The organism is Streptomyces sp. NPDC054794 (assembly GCF_053611585.1).
Genome location: NZ_JBSHAQ010000067.1, coordinates 15,092 through 30,949 on the forward strand (window position 1 = coordinate 15,092; position 15,858 = coordinate 30,949).

15 protein-coding genes are annotated in these 15,858 nt (G+C 69.4%); 5 read left to right on the forward strand and 10 right to left on the reverse strand.

The genetic code is table 11. The annotated features are described in order from the left end of the window. Positions 1 to 372 precede the first annotated feature (372 nt). Positions 373 to 1,596, reverse strand: a complete 1,224-nt coding sequence (locus tag ACWGKT_RS42290) for a branched-chain amino acid ABC transporter substrate-binding protein (protein ID WP_453277877.1) — start codon at positions 1,594 to 1,596, stop codon at positions 373 to 375. 854 nt (positions 1,597 to 2,450) lie between these two features. On the opposite strand from ACWGKT_RS42290, the gene ACWGKT_RS42295 reads away from it, so the two are divergent. Beyond that, complete coding sequence (locus tag ACWGKT_RS42295; protein WP_453277878.1) at positions 2,451 to 3,122, forward strand: SMI1/KNR4 family protein; 672 nt, start codon at positions 2,451 to 2,453, stop codon at positions 3,120 to 3,122. Between the two features lie 411 nt (positions 3,123 to 3,533). On the opposite strand, the gene ACWGKT_RS42300 is transcribed toward ACWGKT_RS42295, so the two are convergent. The 5 genes from ACWGKT_RS42300 to ACWGKT_RS42320 all read right to left on the reverse strand — a co-directional run bounded on the left by ACWGKT_RS42300 (position 3,534) and on the right by ACWGKT_RS42320 (position 6,952). Then, a complete protein-coding gene (locus ACWGKT_RS42300) occupies positions 3,534 to 4,061 on the reverse strand; it encodes a hypothetical protein (protein WP_453277879.1) in 528 nt (175 codons plus the stop codon). 18 nt (positions 4,062 to 4,079) lie between these two features. Then, entirely contained in the window at positions 4,080 to 4,280 is a 201-nt protein-coding gene (locus tag ACWGKT_RS42305) for an MBL fold metallo-hydrolase (protein WP_453277880.1), read from the reverse strand. A gap of 426 nt (positions 4,281 to 4,706) precedes the next feature. Beyond that, positions 4,707 to 5,945, reverse strand: coding sequence for an RNA polymerase sigma factor (locus tag ACWGKT_RS42310; RefSeq protein WP_453277903.1), 1,239 nt, complete (start codon positions 5,943 to 5,945; stop codon positions 4,707 to 4,709). Positions 5,946 to 6,008: 63 nt separating this feature from the next. After that, positions 6,009 to 6,362 (reverse strand): YciI family protein, encoded by a 354-nt coding sequence (locus ACWGKT_RS42315; protein WP_356151527.1) that lies wholly within the window; start codon positions 6,360 to 6,362, stop codon positions 6,009 to 6,011. Next, positions 6,359 to 6,952, reverse strand: a complete 594-nt coding sequence (locus ACWGKT_RS42320; RefSeq protein WP_356151529.1) for a dihydrofolate reductase family protein — start codon at positions 6,950 to 6,952, stop codon at positions 6,359 to 6,361. Before ACWGKT_RS42320 ends, ACWGKT_RS42315 begins: the two co-directional genes overlap by 4 nt. Before the next feature lie 53 nt (positions 6,953 to 7,005). On the opposite strand from ACWGKT_RS42320, the gene ACWGKT_RS42325 reads away from it, so the two are divergent. Both ACWGKT_RS42325 and ACWGKT_RS42330 read left to right on the forward strand, forming a co-directional pair. Further along, positions 7,006 to 7,185, forward strand: coding sequence for a transposase (locus tag ACWGKT_RS42325; protein WP_453277904.1), 180 nt, complete (start codon positions 7,006 to 7,008; stop codon positions 7,183 to 7,185). Positions 7,186 to 7,381: 196 nt separating this feature from the next. Continuing rightward, positions 7,382 to 7,585: a hypothetical protein gene (locus tag ACWGKT_RS42330; protein ID WP_453277881.1), complete on the forward strand. Its 204-nt coding sequence runs from the start codon at positions 7,382 to 7,384 to the stop codon at positions 7,583 to 7,585. On the opposite strand, the gene ACWGKT_RS42335 is transcribed toward ACWGKT_RS42330, so the two are convergent. Both ACWGKT_RS42335 and ACWGKT_RS42340 read right to left on the reverse strand, forming a co-directional pair. Continuing rightward, complete coding sequence (locus ACWGKT_RS42335) at positions 7,582 to 8,325, reverse strand: MBL fold metallo-hydrolase (protein ID WP_453277882.1); 744 nt, start codon at positions 8,323 to 8,325, stop codon at positions 7,582 to 7,584. The genes ACWGKT_RS42330 and ACWGKT_RS42335 overlap by 4 nt on opposite strands. Positions 8,326 to 8,791: 466 nt before the next feature. Then, on the reverse strand, positions 8,792 to 9,298 hold the full coding sequence (locus ACWGKT_RS42340; RefSeq protein WP_453277883.1) for an allene oxide cyclase barrel-like domain-containing protein: 507 nt from the start codon (positions 9,296 to 9,298) through the stop codon (positions 8,792 to 8,794). 600 nt (positions 9,299 to 9,898) lie between these two features. Between ACWGKT_RS42340 and ACWGKT_RS42345 the strand changes: the two genes are divergently transcribed. After that, on the forward strand, positions 9,899 to 12,529 hold the full coding sequence (locus ACWGKT_RS42345) for a TIM-barrel domain-containing protein (RefSeq protein ID WP_453277884.1): 2,631 nt from the start codon (positions 9,899 to 9,901) through the stop codon (positions 12,527 to 12,529). A gap of 176 nt (positions 12,530 to 12,705) precedes the next feature. On the opposite strand, the gene ACWGKT_RS42350 is transcribed toward ACWGKT_RS42345, so the two are convergent. Next, positions 12,706 to 13,320: an arsenate reductase/protein-tyrosine-phosphatase family protein gene (locus ACWGKT_RS42350; protein WP_356151539.1), complete on the reverse strand. Its 615-nt coding sequence runs from the start codon at positions 13,318 to 13,320 to the stop codon at positions 12,706 to 12,708. After that, entirely contained in the window at positions 13,317 to 14,774 is a 1,458-nt protein-coding gene (locus ACWGKT_RS42355; protein WP_453277885.1) for a polysaccharide biosynthesis tyrosine autokinase, read from the reverse strand. The genes ACWGKT_RS42350 and ACWGKT_RS42355 overlap by 4 nt, the downstream gene beginning before the upstream one ends. A 343-nt stretch (positions 14,775 to 15,117) precedes the next feature. On the opposite strand from ACWGKT_RS42355, the gene ACWGKT_RS42360 reads away from it, so the two are divergent. Continuing rightward, on the forward strand, positions 15,118 to 15,852 hold the full coding sequence (locus ACWGKT_RS42360) for an LPXTG cell wall anchor domain-containing protein (protein WP_453277886.1): 735 nt from the start codon (positions 15,118 to 15,120) through the stop codon (positions 15,850 to 15,852). Positions 15,853 to 15,858 lie beyond the last annotated feature (6 nt).

The window sequence follows — 15,858 nt, forward strand, 5'->3', positions numbered from 1 at the left end:
TGCCGCCTCGTGTCCACCGGGTCCTTCTTGCCGTAGACCCCGCCCGCCCGTCCTGCGGTCGGGGGCCGGCGGCTCCACCAGTGGTTGCGCCGGTCGTTGGGGTCACCGCCGAACTGCAGGCTGGTCAAGTGGTCGTACTCGCCACCCCTCCATCCGGCCCGTGTAGCCGTAGGGAGCGGCGTTCACTCCCTTCTCCCTGCCGCTGACGGAGGGGCGCCCGACTGCCGCGCGCAATACCGGCGAGGCCGAACTGCCCCGTCCCGTATGGGGAGGAGCAGCCCGGCCTTGTGTCGTTGCGGGCGAACGGCCGCCGTCTGCCCGGAAGGGCGAGACGTGCCGGTCGCCCGCGGCTCGCTCGGTGACCGGGTTCGGTCAGCCGGCGAACGTGCCGGTGGTCTCGGCCTTCCAGGCACCGCCCTTGACCTTGTAGACGGTGAGCTGCTTGTTGGTGGCGTCGCCGTACTCGTCGAAGGAGACCTTGCCCATGACCCCGTCGAAGGAGACCTTCTGCAGGGCCTCGGTGACCTTGGCGCGGGAGTCGGAGGGCAGCTTTCCGTCCTTGGCCACGGCCTTCACTGCCTGGATGATCGCCCAGGCGGAGTCGTAGGAGAAGCCGCCGTAGGCTCCGTACGCCTCCTTGTACCCGGCCGCACTGTAGTCCGCGATGAACTTCTTCGCGGAGGGCAGGCTCTCGACGGGCGCACCGACCGAGGTGGCCAGGTCGCCTTCGCCGCGCGGGCCGGTGAGCTTGAGGTACTCATCGCTGTAGATCGCGTCGCCGCCGATGAGCGGGATCGCGGCGCCGGCCTTCTTGACCTGTGCACTGAGCGGGCCGGCCGCCGGGTACTCACCGCCGTAGTAGACGACGTCCGCGCCCGAGTTCTTGATCTTGGTGGCGACGGCCGAGAAGTCCTTGGCGTCGGGGTTGACGTGGTCGGTGCCGACCACCGTGCCGCCAAGTTTCTTGAAGTGGGCGGAGAAGGTCGCGGCCAGACCGGCGCCGTAGGTCTTCTTGTCGTCGACGACGAAGACCTTCTTCTTCTTGGCGGTGTTGTACAGGTACTCGGCGGCGTACGGGCCCTGGATGGCGTCCGTGGTCGCGGTGCGGAAGTACGTCTTGAACGGCCGGACCTTCTTGCCCGTGTCCCACTTGTCACCCTGGGTGAGGGCGGGGTTGGTGTTCACCGAGACCTCGGTCACCTGGGCGGTGTCGAAGACCCCCTGCATGGACTGGGCCACGGAGGAGTTCAGCGGGCCGACGACGCCGAGCACGCTCTTGTCGGCGACGAGCTTGGTGGCGTTCTGCTGGCCGGAGGACGGCTGGGCCTGGTCGTCGAGCGCCATGACCTTGAAGGTGACGCCCGGCACCTCCTTGTTCTTGTTGGCCTGTTTGACGGCGAGGTCGACCGAGTTCTTCATACCGAGGCCGAGGGCCGACAGGTCACCGGTCAGAGGGGCATCGAAGCCGATGGTGACGACGGTGGACCCGCCGGAGGAGTCGTCGGCTGATCCTGTGTCACGAGAGCCGCACGCTGTGAGCGAGAGCGCTCCAGCGGCGAACGCGGCGGTGACTGCTATGAGAGAACGCTTGCGCACGATCGGTCCTTTCCCTTCGAGGCGCATGCCGCATTGCCGGGATCTTCCGGCGCAGCGGCTGGCGTGACCTTAGATGCCGTCCTCCGAATCCAGCAGAAGGGAAGAAGCGATGTGATTCTCTTGTTATGGGCTGGCCAGGCGGGGGCTCCGCTACGCGAGACCGACGACGGTCGCAGCACGGTACGGGAACAGTGTGAGCGAGGCGTGTCGATGGCGACCTGTGGAAATAACAGCACCGGCTTCAGCGCGAGGCTGTCGTGTGCGCTGCCGCGGAGAGTCCGACGTGTAGGGGCAGTCCGTCCGCGTCGGACAGGACATGCATCTATGAATCGGACTTGACCCGGTCCACGGGGCTCGGACCACGCGGACGTGAGCCGAGTCGCGGACCGCACGGGACAAGTCCACCAGACCCTCTTCGTGCAGGAGTTGGAACACCAAGACGACCGCCCGTCCGATTCCGAACGATGATGCTCGGTGTCCAGTGGTGACCGGCCTGAAGCCGTACTCCCGGAAGGGACACCGTGGGCGATGGTGCAATCGGGCGGCGTCGTATCCTGGATCTGCTTGAGCGCCCGATACACCTGGTGTTCTTGGCGGCTGCCGAGCGCGAAACCGTCTTCTACCGGATGGCTGGGTGCCATCCGCTCCCGGCGGGCCTCGAGCTCTGCCATCCAGGAGACCTGCGCGGCGGCATCGGCATCCGTCGTGTGCAGCACCTGCGCAGGCCGTTCGTGGTGCTGCCGCCGCTGCCGGTGCACACCATGCCGTGGCGGATGCGTAGGCCGATCGCGTGGACCAGGGTGCTTGTCCGGATACAGGCATTGCGAGCACAGGAGAACCGTAGGGTCGCAGCCATGACCGACGACCGACAGCAGGAAGAAGCCGTAGCGGGCGCATGGGCCAGGATCGAAGCGTGGCTGAGGCAGAACGCTCCACGCTCCTACCGGATGCTTCCTCCACCTGCCCCGGAAGCCGACATCCTTGCGGTTGAGCAGGAACTCGACCTCACCGTCCCACCAGGCCTCAGAGCCTTCTACCGCCTCCGCAACGGCACCGGCCACCCGGCCGACTTCGGCTGGACACCCGAACCCGAAACCGGGCTCGCGCCGCGAGGACAGGGAACGGCCTGGCTGCTGCCGAGGAAGCATGCGATCCCTCCGGTACAGCATCTGCCGTACTGGGACGAAGGCCCCCACACCATCGGCATGCCGGTCGACCCCGCGATGCGGTACCTCGCCTTCGCCGCGACCGACCGCAGCGGTCTGTACGGGCTGTTCACGGACTGCACCCCGGGACCCGGCTACGGACGCATCGGAACCTTCGAGGAGGCCGGCATCCCCAAGCTGGGCGTGTGGCCCTCGTTCGCCGACTGTCTCATCGAAGTCGCCGACGCCCTGTACGAGAACCGCGGCGTGGAGTACGCGGACGGGCAGCAGGACAAGAAGGTGCCCGGTCTCGTCGATCAGACCCTGATGTGGGACAGTCCGACACACCCGCGGGACCCGGACTGGACACGCTTCGCATAGCACTGTGGCCGGAACACCACGGGGTGCTCCGGCCACAGGACCGGTCAGCCAAAAGGGCGGTCAGCCAACCTTCTTCCACGCGCAGACCGTGTCGGCGTTCTTGCAGTGCTCGAAGCCGGGATTGCTGATGAAGAATCCGTCCTTGTCGAGCAGCCTGACCTGCGGAACGAAGTTGATACCGAGGTTGCGGAAGGCGCCCGTGTTCTGATCCGTTGGTACGGAGGCGCGACCACACTCCTGGCGCAGTTGTCAGCGCGCGAGTCCCGGCTCGCAAACCTCGGCGCCTGGGAGCCGCCCGCGAAACCTGCCCGTCATTGGTGCCGTCGAGGAGGTCTCCCGGCGGGACCGCCATCGAGCCGACCAGCTTGGTCAGGGCGTCGATCCGGCAGACCCGCCAGGGACCCCCGGGCCCTACCGCCCTCGGGCCTGCTCCAGGTTCGACCGGTGGGGGCCGGAGAGCCAGTCCGCATGCGGCCCCAGGCGCGCGTCGACCGGTTCCTCTCCTCGCCGGAGCGCGTCGATGTAGGCGTGATCGGCAGCGAGGCGGGCCGCCACCTCGGGACCTTCGGCAACGGCGCCGTGGCCGGGGACCACGACATCGACGTGCCTGGTGGCCTCACCCAGCCGCCCGAGCGCGGCCTCGTAGGCTCCCACCTGATCGTCTTGGCGAACGTCGAAGAGCGGGATCAGTACGTCGGAGAGCATGTCGCCGGCGAGCAGGACGCCATGGTCCGCGAGGAGGACCGCGGCGTGACCGACAGCGTGCGCCTGATGCTCGATGATCTCGCCCGGCACCGCTCCGCCGTCCGCGGGCAGCGGGGTGACCAGCGCGACTACGTCGAGAGGGATGCCGGACGCACTCTCCGCCGCCATCGCCTGCGCCCGCTCTCGGGCTTGACCGGCAAGGTGGGCGGCGGCGGGGGTGGTGTAGCGCGGCACGTCGCCGAACCGGGGGTGTCAGAGCAGGTGGTCCCAGTGGGGGTGGGTGCAGAACCCGGCGACCACCGGAATGCCGAGCCGGTCCTCGTCATCGGCGAGTTGGTTCAACTCGGAGCCATCGATTCCGGGATCGATCAGGATCAACCCGTCCTCCCCGCGCACCACGATGGAATTGCTCCAGACCCACTCGCTCTGCCGGACCCAGACGCCGTCGGCCACTTATTCAGCTTGCCCATCTCCACTCCAATCGGTTGGTTACAGCGGTGAGACTGCGAACCGCCGCCAAATTCATCGCTTTCAGGCCCGCTGGGTGCGATGTTGTGGTTGAGGTGGAAGACGTTGTCGCCGGCGTTCACGTCATCCGCCAACCGGCCGTCCGCAGGGCGAGCCAGCGCTGTGATCTCACAGGTTCGCCAGGCTCATGGTCGTCGCCGTCGCACGGGCCGTGAACTCGCCATCGTCTCCTCAGTGGACGGCTGGGGCGGGCGCTGGTCGAACTCGTGCACGCGCCGGAACACCATGACGGACAGCAAATTACCCACCCGCGAGCAGGGTGGACGGGGTCCGTGGCCGGTGCCTACGCGCTGGTCGTGGTGGTTGGCTCAGGCATCCAGGCCCCCGCACCGACCCCCGACGCCCTGCGCCTCAGTGCGCTCGGGGAGAGCTGAGGGCGCGGAGTTTGCGCTCCAGTTGGTCGCGTTCGGCGGGGTTGCGGGTGCGGGCGAGTGCCGCTTTGTAGGCCGGGACCGCCTCGTCTGGGCGGTCCAGTCGCTGCAGCAGGTCGGCCCGGACGGCGTGCCAGAGGTAGTAGCCGTCCAAGGCGAGCGGTTCGACCAGGGCCAGCGCCGTGGCGGGGCCGTCCGTCTCGGCGACCGCTACCGCGCGGTGGAGCGCTACGACCGGGGTGGGCGCGAGCGCCATCTGCTGGTCATAGAGCTGGACGATCTGTCGCCAGTCGGTGGCGGCGGCTGTCGGGGCGTCGCTGTGCACGGCGTTGACGGCTGCCTGGATCTGGTACGGCCCCGGTCGGCCGCGCCGCAGGCAACGGCGGACCAGAGCCTGGCCCTGGGCAACGAGTTCGCGGTCCCATCGGGAGCGGTCCTGGTCTGCCAGCAGCACCAGGGCGCCGCCGTCCGGGGTGACCCGTGCGGGCCGGCGCGACTGGATCAGCAGCATCAGCGCGAGCAGGCCCAGCACTTCGGGCTCGTCCGGCATCAGCTCGACGAGCAGCCGGCCCAGCCGGATCGCCTCCGCGCACAGCTGCTCGCGCGAGGGTTCACCGCCGAAACCGGCGGAGAGGTAGCCCTCGTTGTAGATCAGGTAGACCACGGCCAGCACCGGCCGCAGCCGCTCCGGCAGGTCGGCATCGGCGGGGAGGCGGTAGGGGATCCCGGCGTCGCGGATCTTCGCCTTGGCACGCGCGATCCGCTGGGCCGTGGTCGGCTCGCTCACCAGCAGGGCGCGGGCGATCTCGGGGGTACTCAGTCCGCCGAGCAGCCGCAGAGTGAGCGCGACTTGCGCGGGCTCGGCGAGGGCAGGGTGGCAACAGGTGAAGATCAACCGCAACCGGTCGTCGTGCACGGGCCCCTCCTCCACCGGATCGTCCTGGGTGTACAACAGCAAGGCCTGGGCCTGCCGACTGCCGCGGGACGCCTCCCGGCGCTGCCGGTCGATGGCCCGGTTGCGGGCGGTGGTGATGATCCAGCCCGCCGGGCTGGGCGGCAGCCCGACGGACGGCCAGCGCTCGACCGCCTTCTCGAACGCGTCCTGGACCGCTTCCTCGGCGAGGTCGATGTCGCCGACGAGCCGTACCAGGACAGCGACGGCGCGCCCGTACTCCTCCCGGAAGACCCGCTCGATCTCCGCGGCGGACACCGCGGGCACCACGGGTGCGGCCGGGCCGCCGGCATGTCCGGCCGTGGCGGCGTCGCTCGCGTCCGCCACGCGTCAGTCCTCGGCCTTGCCCTGGAACGGCCGGACCTCGACCGGCAGGCCCGTGGCCAGCGCGTAGCGCCGTCCCCAGGCCAGTGCGGCGTCCAGGTCAGCTGCCCGGACGATGGTGAAACCGCCCAGGAACTCCTTGCCCTCGGCGAACGGGCCGTCGGTGACCAGTACTTGCCCGCCCTGCGGCCGCAGCACCGTGGCGGTACTTGGGTCGTGCAGGCCCGCCCCGAACACCCACGCTCCGGTGGACTCCAGCTCCTGGCGCAGGTCCGCGAGTTCGGCCATCACCCGGGCCAGGAACTCCGGCTCGGGGACGCCGCCCTCAGGCTGGTAGATGCCGAGCAGGTACTGCTTCATCGCGCCTCACTCCGCTCGTACGTCGCGATCATCACGCCGGTGCCGGTGGACACGCTCTCCACCAGCCGGAACCGGGCGAGCGGAGCGCTGTCCGCGAAGAGCCGCCGCCCCGATCCGAGGACCAGCGGGTGGATCGACAGCACATACCGGTCCACCAGCCCGGCCGCGGCCAGCGACCGGACCAGCTCGCCGCTGCCGAGCACGACGAGGTCCTCGTCCAACTCCTTCTTCAGCGCCGCCACCGTCTCGCCGGCGTCGCCGCTCAGCAGGGTGGAATTCTGCCAGGGCAGCGGCTCGGCCAGGCTCCGCGACGCAACGTACTTCACGGCTGCGTTCAGCTTCTGCGTGAACGGGTTGCCGTCGGTACGGTCGGCCCAGGCACCGAAGAAGTCCAGGTAGGTTCGTCGGCCGAAGAGCATCGCCCCGGTCGCGGCCATGCCCCGGCCCATCACCTCCATCATCACCGCGTCCATGTAGGCGGGGCCCCAGCCGCCGTGCCGGAACCCGTCGCGGGTGTCCTCGTCGGGCCGCCCCAGCCCCTGCATCACGCCGTCCAGTGTCACACTCTCGGTCACCGTGATCCTGGCCATGATCCACACTCCTTCGCTCGGTCTCACCCCCTACACGAACGCGCCCGGGCGAAATCGACAGCCACTCGTCACCGGTTCCCAAGGGCATCCTGTTCGTCCTGCACATCGGGGTCGCCTGGCAACACCTTCCGCAAGAACGCGACTTCGGCTCGGGCATGAGCTGCTGGCGCCGCCTGGTCGCCTGGACCGAGGCCGCGGTGTGGCCCAGGCTGCAGCGGGCAGCAAGCATCTGACCCACCGATGGCAGCGGCATCCCGCTAGCCGCCACTCAGACCGACGGGAACCGCAACAACGTCAGCTGATCCCACTGCTCCAGGCGACATCGCCGGTACGGGGCAAGCGCGACCAGCCCGGTGCCGACCGGACATCCTGCCGGCCGACCGCGGCTACGACCACGACAAGTACCGGCACCTGATCTGCGATCTCGGCGTGAGACCGTTGATCGCCCGCCTGGGCACCGAGCACGGCTCCGGAGTCGGCGCCCAACGCTGGGTCGTGCAGCGCGCGTTCGGGTGCCGGAACGACGACAGCCAACTGGCCGAGGACGCCGCGGTCGACGAGTCGGTGCCGTACGCGACCCGGAGTCGACGTGAAGCGGGTGGATTCACGGTCCCGCCCCGGGGCAGCAGCTAGAGCTCGACGGCAAGGCCGGTGGTCGCGACGGCCACCGGCCCGCCGTACGCCTTCCCCGCCACCCCGGTCGCCGCGTCGGCGTCGGTGCCGGGCCACAGATGGGTGAGCAGTAGCCGTCCGGTGGCTGCCGCGGCGGCGTACTGTCCGGCGCCGAGCGCGGTGAGCAGGTACGGGGCATCGCCCGGGTCGGGCACTTCGTACAGATACGTGGCCTCGGACAGGAAGAGGTCGGCGCCGCGGGCAAGCCGGACGATCTCGGGGCTCGGCCCGGTGTCACCCGTGTACGCGAGGGTGGTGCCGCCAGCGGTCAACCGCAGGCCCGCATTGGGCACGAAATGCGGCAGCTCCCAGGTATCGACGGCGAACGGGCCGATCCCGAACTGCTCCCCCGGCCGGAACGGGCACAGTGTGTACGCGGCGGCCAACATGCTCGGCTTGTCCAGCGCCAGCACCGCGTCGAGCGCCCCGTGCGGGGCGTGCAACGGCAACGCGGGCGCAGGAGTGTCGCTCAGGCCACGGGCCCGCAACAGCGGGTTGAGGTCGGCGCAGTGGTCGGGGTGACCGTGGCTGACGAGCACGGCGTCGACCCCGTCGGGGGTGACGTGGTCAAGGAGCCGGGGGAAGGTCGCGTACCCCGGGTCGATCAGCAGCCGGAAACCGTCGTGCTCAACGAGATAGCCGCTGCAGGCCTGTTGCGCGGTCGGCCAGGCTCCGCAGCCGCCGAGAACGGTGAGTCGCATGCGGCGACCTTACTCACTGATCGTTTCAGAATGAGTTGAGCTACGGGTGCTGTGCTCAGCGATCTTGGTCGGCAGGGTGTGCCGGAGCGCTTGCTGATCTTGTTCCTGACGGCTTGTGGGAGCGGGTGGCTCCGCTGCTGCCGCCCGCTGCCGAGCGGCGCCGCCGCCATGCGGGACGGTTGAACCGGCCGAGGGCACCGCCGGCCGTGTGCGCACACCCACCGGTCCGGGGAAGGACCGGTTCGAGGCCACGCGCGTCCGCGCGGGCGACGAGCGGGCACCTGACCCGCCAGAACTCCAGACGTAGATCACGATCTTCATGCCTGGGCGACTTGTAGCTGATGATGGATGGCCTGGGATGGAGTCTGGTTGCGGCGTCACCAGTGGGACCGATCGAGCCGATGGGCCGTGCCGTGGACGGCCCATCCTTCTCATCCGGGCGGAGGCGGGGCGGGGGCAAGGTCCGTCAGCGGTCGAGGTCGATCGTGAAGCGCCTCGTGCCGGTACCGATCGTGTCGGCGTGGACCCAGCCACGAGCCCGGTCGAATGCCCCGGTGCCGCCGGTGATCGCGTTGTCGAACGAAGGGGGAGGGCCCGGGTTGAGAATGCCGAAGACCATACCCTGCACGGTGAGTTGGCCGCCCGGGAGGTTGTAGTTCACGACGCACTCCTCCGCTCCGCCGTTGTCGACCCGGGTGGTGGTGCAGGTGCCGCCGGTGTCGCCGACATGGTTGCCGAGCTGGTCGAAGAGGTCCGAGCGGAAGACGGTCCGATCCCCCTGAGCGGGGCTGCCGCCGGGGTTGACGGGGAAGCGCGACTGCTGCGCGAGATGGCCGATGAGTGTGATGACTCGGTCTCCACTCTTGGCGTGGGCGAAATCGGTGTCCGTCGCGGCGCCCGCGACAGGGGCGCAGCCGAGAAGGGTGACCAGCGCACCGGCCGTGCCGATACAGGCTGTCCTGATGGGGTGCATCGTGTGACTCCTGAGGTTGATGTGCGTGGATGGTCAGGTACCGCATTCATAACCCCGGCTCTGCTGCCGCCCGGAACGTCCCGGCGCGACCCACCGTCAGATCCGACCAGTCGGACCAAACCGGGACGGGAGACGGCCCGGCCGACGGCGCGCCGGCCTCGCCGATGTCGAGGGCAGGCCCCACTACTTCCAGGATTACGACTACGCCCAGGCCGACGAAGCCGACGAGAACAGCGTCTGGCCCGTGAGCGACGCGGCGGGGGCGGGATCGACTGCCGCACAGCAGTCAGGTCAGCCCAGTCCGGCGATTCGGGCCGCTTCCACGAACACCATCGGACCCAGGTCTCTGTGGGAACGAACCAGCATCTCCAACTGGAACCCCTCAACCCCGCGGCCCGCGGCCCGCAGCCCGCAGCCCGCAGCCCGCAGCCCGCAGCCCGCAGGAGCCGACCGTGTTCCCCTCCGCCATATTGACATGACCCTGCGTCAACCTTGAGGCTTCGTGCGTGAAGTTGCTCGCTTGAGGCTCATTTCGAGCGACTCCGCGCAACAAGCGCAAGACCAGTCAGTCCGCGATGGTGCGATGGGAGCTGTTCCGACGTGAGAAGACTCCGACACCGTGTGCCGTGGCCGTCCTGGGTTCCGCTGGGGCTGGCGGCCGTCCTGGCCGGGACGGTGCTCACCGCCCCGGCGCCCGCGGAGGCCGCGACAACGGCCGGCGCTGTGCTCGACTCGGCTCACAGCAGCGTCGGTTGGCAGAGCCCCGTCTACGCCAAGGGCACCGGTGGCGGCGTCGAGAGCTGCCCCGATGCCGCTGCCGACCCCGACAGCAAAGTCTGCGACCGCTTCGACCTGACCGTCTCGGTGCCGGTCGGCTACTGGGACGACAACCCGGAGGGCGGCGTACCCCTGTCGATCAAGTGGGAGAAGCCCTCCGACGACTTCGACCTGTACGTCTACGACGAACACGGCAAGCAGGTGGCGTCCAGCGCCGGCACCGCCGACCCGGAGGCCACGGTGATCCCGCGGGCTACCGGGACCTACCACGTCCTGGTCGTGCCGTACGACGTGCACGACAACTCGTTCACGGGCACCGCGTATCTGCCCGCGACCACCGATGCGGGGAATCTCACGTCCTTCTCGGGCCGGGACGGCAGCTACACGATCGGGGCGGGCACGCTCACGGCCCGCGCGGACTTCCTGACCGGCGGTCGGCTCCGGCTCCAGGCCGACCCGTCGGGCTCGCTGAGCGACCCTGCGGGCACGGCCATCGTGCGCAACGAGCCCGCGCTCCAGCGACAGACCTCGTCCTTCGACACAGGCGACTATTACGGCATCCGCTCCCCCGAGGCCGTACTGCGGGTGTACAAGAAGCCGCTGCGGTTCGGGCTGTACAAGCCCGACAACCGCACCCGGATCTGGCAGGAGGACAAGCCGCTGCGCTGGTCCACCGGCGGGATGCGGCAGAGCCTTCGGCGGGGAGCGGACGAGCAGTTCTTCGGCGGCGGCGAGCAGAACGGGAGCTTCTCGCACCGCGGGCAGACCATGTACGTGGCCAACAGCTTCGACTGGAACGAGGGCGGCTACAACAACTCCCAGCCGTTCTACCTCTCCAGCGCGGGCTACGGCGTTCTCCGCAACACCTTCGCGCCGGGCATGTACACGTTTGGCTCGCCGGTGACGACGGGGCAGCAGGAACGGCGGCTGGACGCCTACTACTTCCTCGGCGGTCCCAAGCAGGTCATCGGCAAGTACACGGCCCTGGTGGGCAGGCCCTTCATGCCTCCGGTCTACGGCCTGGAACCCGGCGACTCCGACTGCTACCTGCACAACGCCAACCGGGGCGAGCGGCACACCCTGGACGCGCTGAAGATCGCCGACGGTTACACCGAGCATCAGATGCCGCTGGGCTGGATGCTGGTCAACGACGGGTACGGCTGTGGGTACGAGAACCTGGAGCAGACCGCGAAGGGCTTGCAGGACCACCACGCCCAGCTCGGCCTGTGGACCCAGGACGGCATCGGCAAGCTCGCCGACCAGGTCAAGGCCGGCCAGCGGGTGGCCAAGCTGGATGTGGCCTGGGTCGGCAACGGCTACAAGTTCGCGCTGGACGCGTGCGACGCGGCGAAGAAGGGCATCGAGGACAACAGCGACGCGCGCGGGTTCGTGTGGCTGCCCGTCTCCTGGGCGGGCGCCCAGCGCTGCGGGGTCCTGTGGAGCGGCGACCAGAAGCTGTCCTGGGACTACATCCGCTGGCAGATCCCGACGTATGCCGGGGCGACCATGTCCGGCATCGCCTACAACACCGGTGACGTGGGCAGTATCTACCGCCACGACGCGAAGATGTACGCCCGTGACCTCCAGTGGAAGGCGTTCCTGCCGGCCATCATGACCATGGACGGCTGGGCCGGCGACATCACCACGGGCAAGCCCGCCGACCAGCAGCCGTGGCTCGACGGCGAGCCGTACACCTCGGTCAACCGCAAGTACCTTCAGCTGAAGGAACGGCTGCTGCCGTACATGTACACCCTGTCCGCCGAGGCGGCGAAGTCGGGGGTGGGTGCGGTGCGTCCCCTGTGGCTGGAGTACCCGGACGACCCGAACACACTGGGCGCGCAGGCCAAGTACGAGTTCCTGTCGGGCCGCGACTTCCTCGTCGCCCCGGTCTACCAGGACTCCGACACCCGTGACGGCATCTACCTGCCCAAGGGCACCTGGACCGACTACTGGACCGGCCGCACGTACCAGGGCCCGACCACCGTCAACGGCTACCACGCCCCGCTCGACACGCTGCCGCTCTTCGTGCGCGAGGGCGCGATCGTCCCCATGTGGCCCGAGGGGACGACGAGTTGGCAGACCCGCGACCGGCACGAGCTGGACTGGGACGTGTACCCGTCGGCATACGGCACCAGCCGCTACACGCTCTACGAGGACGACGGCGTGACCCGCGACTTCGCCAAGGGGGCGGCGGCCACTCAGCGGGCGTCGGTGCACACCGGCGACGGAGGGACGACGGTCACGGTCGGGGCGAGCAGGGGCGCGTACACGGGCAAGGTGGACGCGCGGTCGTACCGGTTCACCGTGCACGAAGGCAGGGCACCAACGCACGTGTCCCTCGACGGGCGTCAACTCCCGGACTCCGCCTGGTCCTACGACCCCGCCAGCCGTGTGACGACCATCCGTACCCCGAGCCTGCGCCTGGACCGGGGCTTCACTCTGCGCCTTCGATAGAGAGCTCTAAGGGTCCAGCCCAAAGGGACACTTTGGGCTGGACCCAACTATTGGCGTGGACTCAACAGCCACCGACCGACGGCCGGGCCGGCGCCCCTGGCCCCGACTGGCGCCGAGCGCGCAGCTCTCGACAACCTGCTCTTCCTCGCGGTCGGGCTCTTCCATCGACCCGCGATTCAGACGCTTGCTCCGCCGCCCAGCAGCCGGGCGAGCGTGCTCACCGCCCCGTCGATCTCGCGGGCGCACCCGTACAGCACAAGGTCGGGGCTCCCCCACGGGTCCGCGACGTCGTCCTCGGCCGGCGGGACGGGGGCGGCGGTACCCCGGCGGCCGGCCGCGCTCGCGACCACGACGTCGACACCGTCCGCGACCCGCGGGCCCTCCCCGTCCGGTACGCCGTCGTACGCGGTCGCCGCACCCTTCCCGCCATGGACTTGGCCGACGCCCCCCGCGGCGAGACGCACGAACTCCTTCAGGGTGAAGCAGCGTCGCATCGCCGACGGCGCGAGCCGCACGGCCGCCTCCCGGTGCTCGCGCGCGAGCCCGAGGACCAAGGCCGCTCCCGCGACGAGCTGTGCGGTGAGCGGGCGGGCCGCGAAGCCGGAGCCGTCACCGCCCAGCTTCTCCAGCACCGCCCTGGTGGAGCTCTCCATGCCGGGCCGGGGCCACGCCTCCGTGCCGGCGCTCTCCGGCCACACGGCCGAGTCGGGTGGAAGCCGCGCGGCCAGCAGCCGCTCGGCGAGCACCGATCGGTGCACGTTGCCCGTGCAGACGAACAGGACCCGGGTCATTTCTCGCCTGCGAGCTGCCCCGCCGCGGCCGCGTCGGCCTCCTCCCGGCGTTCCGACACACGAGGAGCGGGCAGCTCGCCGTACGATCCATAGCTGCCGTAACGGTTCCCCCTGGGGACTGGAGCCATGTTGAAGACGGTGCCGAGAACGCGGACACCCACGCGGTTCAGTGATTCCGCGGCGGTGCGGACCTGGTCCCGACTGGTCTTCGCGGCTCGGACCACGAGCAGCGCGCCCTGGGCGAGCGAGGCCAGTCCGACGGTGTCGGCGACCGGCAGCAGCGGCGCGGTGTCGACGATCACGACCTCGTAGGTGTCCGCCAGCTCGCACAGCACTTCTCCCATGCGCGCCGAGGCAAGCAGCTCCGTTGGATTCGGCGGCACCGCGCCGCTGGCGAGCACCGAGAGCCGACCCTCGGCCTGCTGCATCACGTCCTCGATGCGGGCCCGTCCGATCAGCACCGTGGTCAGACCGGCGTCCCGGACAAGGCCGAAGGTGCCGGCCACGCACGGACGGCGCAGGTCGGCGTCCACCAGACAGGTGGAAACGCCTGCCTCGGCGAGCGAGAGGGCGAGGTTCACGGCGGTGTTGGTCTTGCCCTCGCCGGGCACCGAGCTCGTCACCACGATGATCCGCGGCGGGTCGTCGACCTGGGAGAACTGCAGGTTGGTGCGGAGCTTGCGGAAGGCCTCTGCGCGGTTGGAGCGAACGTCGGCGCTGACGAGCGGCTGCCTGGGGGCGTTCCTGTCGTACGGGATGGTGCCGAGCCCCGGCAGCGCGGTGAACTCTCCCAGCGCCTCGCTCGTCTTGAGTGTGGTGTCGAGGGTCTCGCGCAGTGCGACGAGTCCGGCACCGAGCAGCAGACCGCCGAGCACGCCCGCGGCCAGGTTCAGCAGCGGTCGGGGCGAGACCGGATCGATGGGGGCGACGGCCTCCTGGGTGACACCCAGGGAGACAGGCGAGATGGGCGGGGCATCGTCCGCGTCGTCCTTTCCGGGCCGCAGGACGGTGCGCTTGGGCGTCTCCAGCCGCTCGACGACCGCGCTGAACCGCTCCGCCACGGCGTTGGCGATGCGTGCCGCCCGCTGGGGCACGGTGTCCCGGACGGTGATGTCGATGAGCACGGTGTTGAGCGGGGCGACGGCGGTGATCCGGGACGCCAGTTCCTCCGGTGTGGTGCGCAGCCCCAGCTTCTTCACCACGGGTGCGGTTACCTGACGGGTCGTCACGATCGAGGCGTACGACTGAACGCGCGCCTGCGAGAAGCTCTGCCCCTGGTTCAGCTGGGCGGTGTCCTCACTGGTGCGGGTGGCGACGAAGAGCTGGGTCCTCGACTCGTAGACGGGGGTGCTCAGGCCTGTCGCGGCGAGTGCCGCCCCGATCGCCAGAACCAGACAGACCACGACGACCGGCCAGCGCCTGGCAATCGCTTTCAGGAATCCGTGGAGATCCAAGCTGCACCCCTCATAATCCCTCGCAGACCGAGGGAAACATCCGAAATCTAATGTTTTGTTCCCTATGAGCACAGCCGAAGATAGGGACTCGCGCGCTCAAACCGGGGGAGGCGCCCCTGTGTCGGAACGCCGGACGACACCGGTGGCGCAGGCCGTCCCTCCACTCGACACGGCGGGCGGGCCAACGGCGGGCAAGCACTCCACCATCCGGTGGCTTCTGGGCGCCGCCGCACCGGCATATGCCGATATATCCCATTTATGCCATGTAGCAAGGTCTTGGTACCCAGATCTTGGTTACGGCCAGCGCTGCAGCCTGGCCCGGACTGAAGTCGAGTCGAGGAGAGTGAAGAAGAAGATGACGATGTCACCCAGATGGCGGGTGGCCCTGGCATCGGCCGCTTCGGCTGCCATGCTCATCGCGGCACCCTTGGTTGGTGCGCAGGCCGCCTATGCGCAGCCATATCCGGGGTCGCCCCCACCCCTGAACGTCAGCACCACCACCGTGACGGCCGGAGGACTGTTGAGCTTCGACACGCCCCCGGGAATCTTCGATTCCGGGCAGGGCGTCACGGCGCTGCTGGAATCAACGCCCATCGTCCTCGGCCATTTCCAGGCCGGGGACGACGGATCGGTGGCGGGGACTGTGACCATCCCGGAGACGGCCCCTGGCGGCTGGCACGTCTTCCGGCTCACCTCGGACGACCCCGACCGCAGCGTCGGCGCCACCGTCTACGTGGAGGGCGGGGTCATTGGCACCCCGACGCCGACTCCGACACCCAGTCCGACCAAGCCCCCGAAGCCGACCAAGCCTCCGAAACCGACCGACCGGCCCACCCACTCGGACAAGCCAGAGCACCCCGGTGGGCACGACGGGCATGACGACGGAGACAACGGATCCTACGGACGCGACGTAGTCGCCGACCCGGTGGACTACCAGCACCAGACTGAGCACCACAACGGCGAAAGCCTCGCGGAGACGGGCACTGGGAAGGCCCTGACCGTGGGCGGCACCGCGGCGGCGCTGCTCGTGGCGGGCGTTGGCACGATGCTGGTCGTGCGCCGTCGCCGCAGCTCATGACGGGCA

What these genes read in the sequence shown, in the direction of transcription:
- ACWGKT_RS42350 (WP_356151539.1), bottom strand. Translation starts at nt 13,320, where the DNA reads ATGACCCGGGTCCTGTTCGTCTGCACGGGCAACGTGCACCGATCGGTG.
- ACWGKT_RS42320 (WP_356151529.1), bottom strand. Translation starts at nt 6,952, where the DNA reads ATGGCCAGGATCACGGTGACCGAGAGTGTGACACTGGACGGCGTGATG.
- ACWGKT_RS42295 (WP_453277878.1), top strand. Translation starts at nt 2,451, where the DNA reads ATGACCGACGACCGACAGCAGGAAGAAGCCGTAGCGGGCGCATGGGCC.
- ACWGKT_RS42340 (WP_453277883.1), bottom strand. Translation starts at nt 9,298, where the DNA reads ATGCACCCCATCAGGACAGCCTGTATCGGCACGGCCGGTGCGCTGGTC.
- ACWGKT_RS42315 (WP_356151527.1), bottom strand. Translation starts at nt 6,362, where the DNA reads ATGAAGCAGTACCTGCTCGGCATCTACCAGCCTGAGGGCGGCGTCCCC.
- ACWGKT_RS42335 (WP_453277882.1), bottom strand. Translation starts at nt 8,325, where the DNA reads ATGCGACTCACCGTTCTCGGCGGCTGCGGAGCCTGGCCGACCGCGCAA.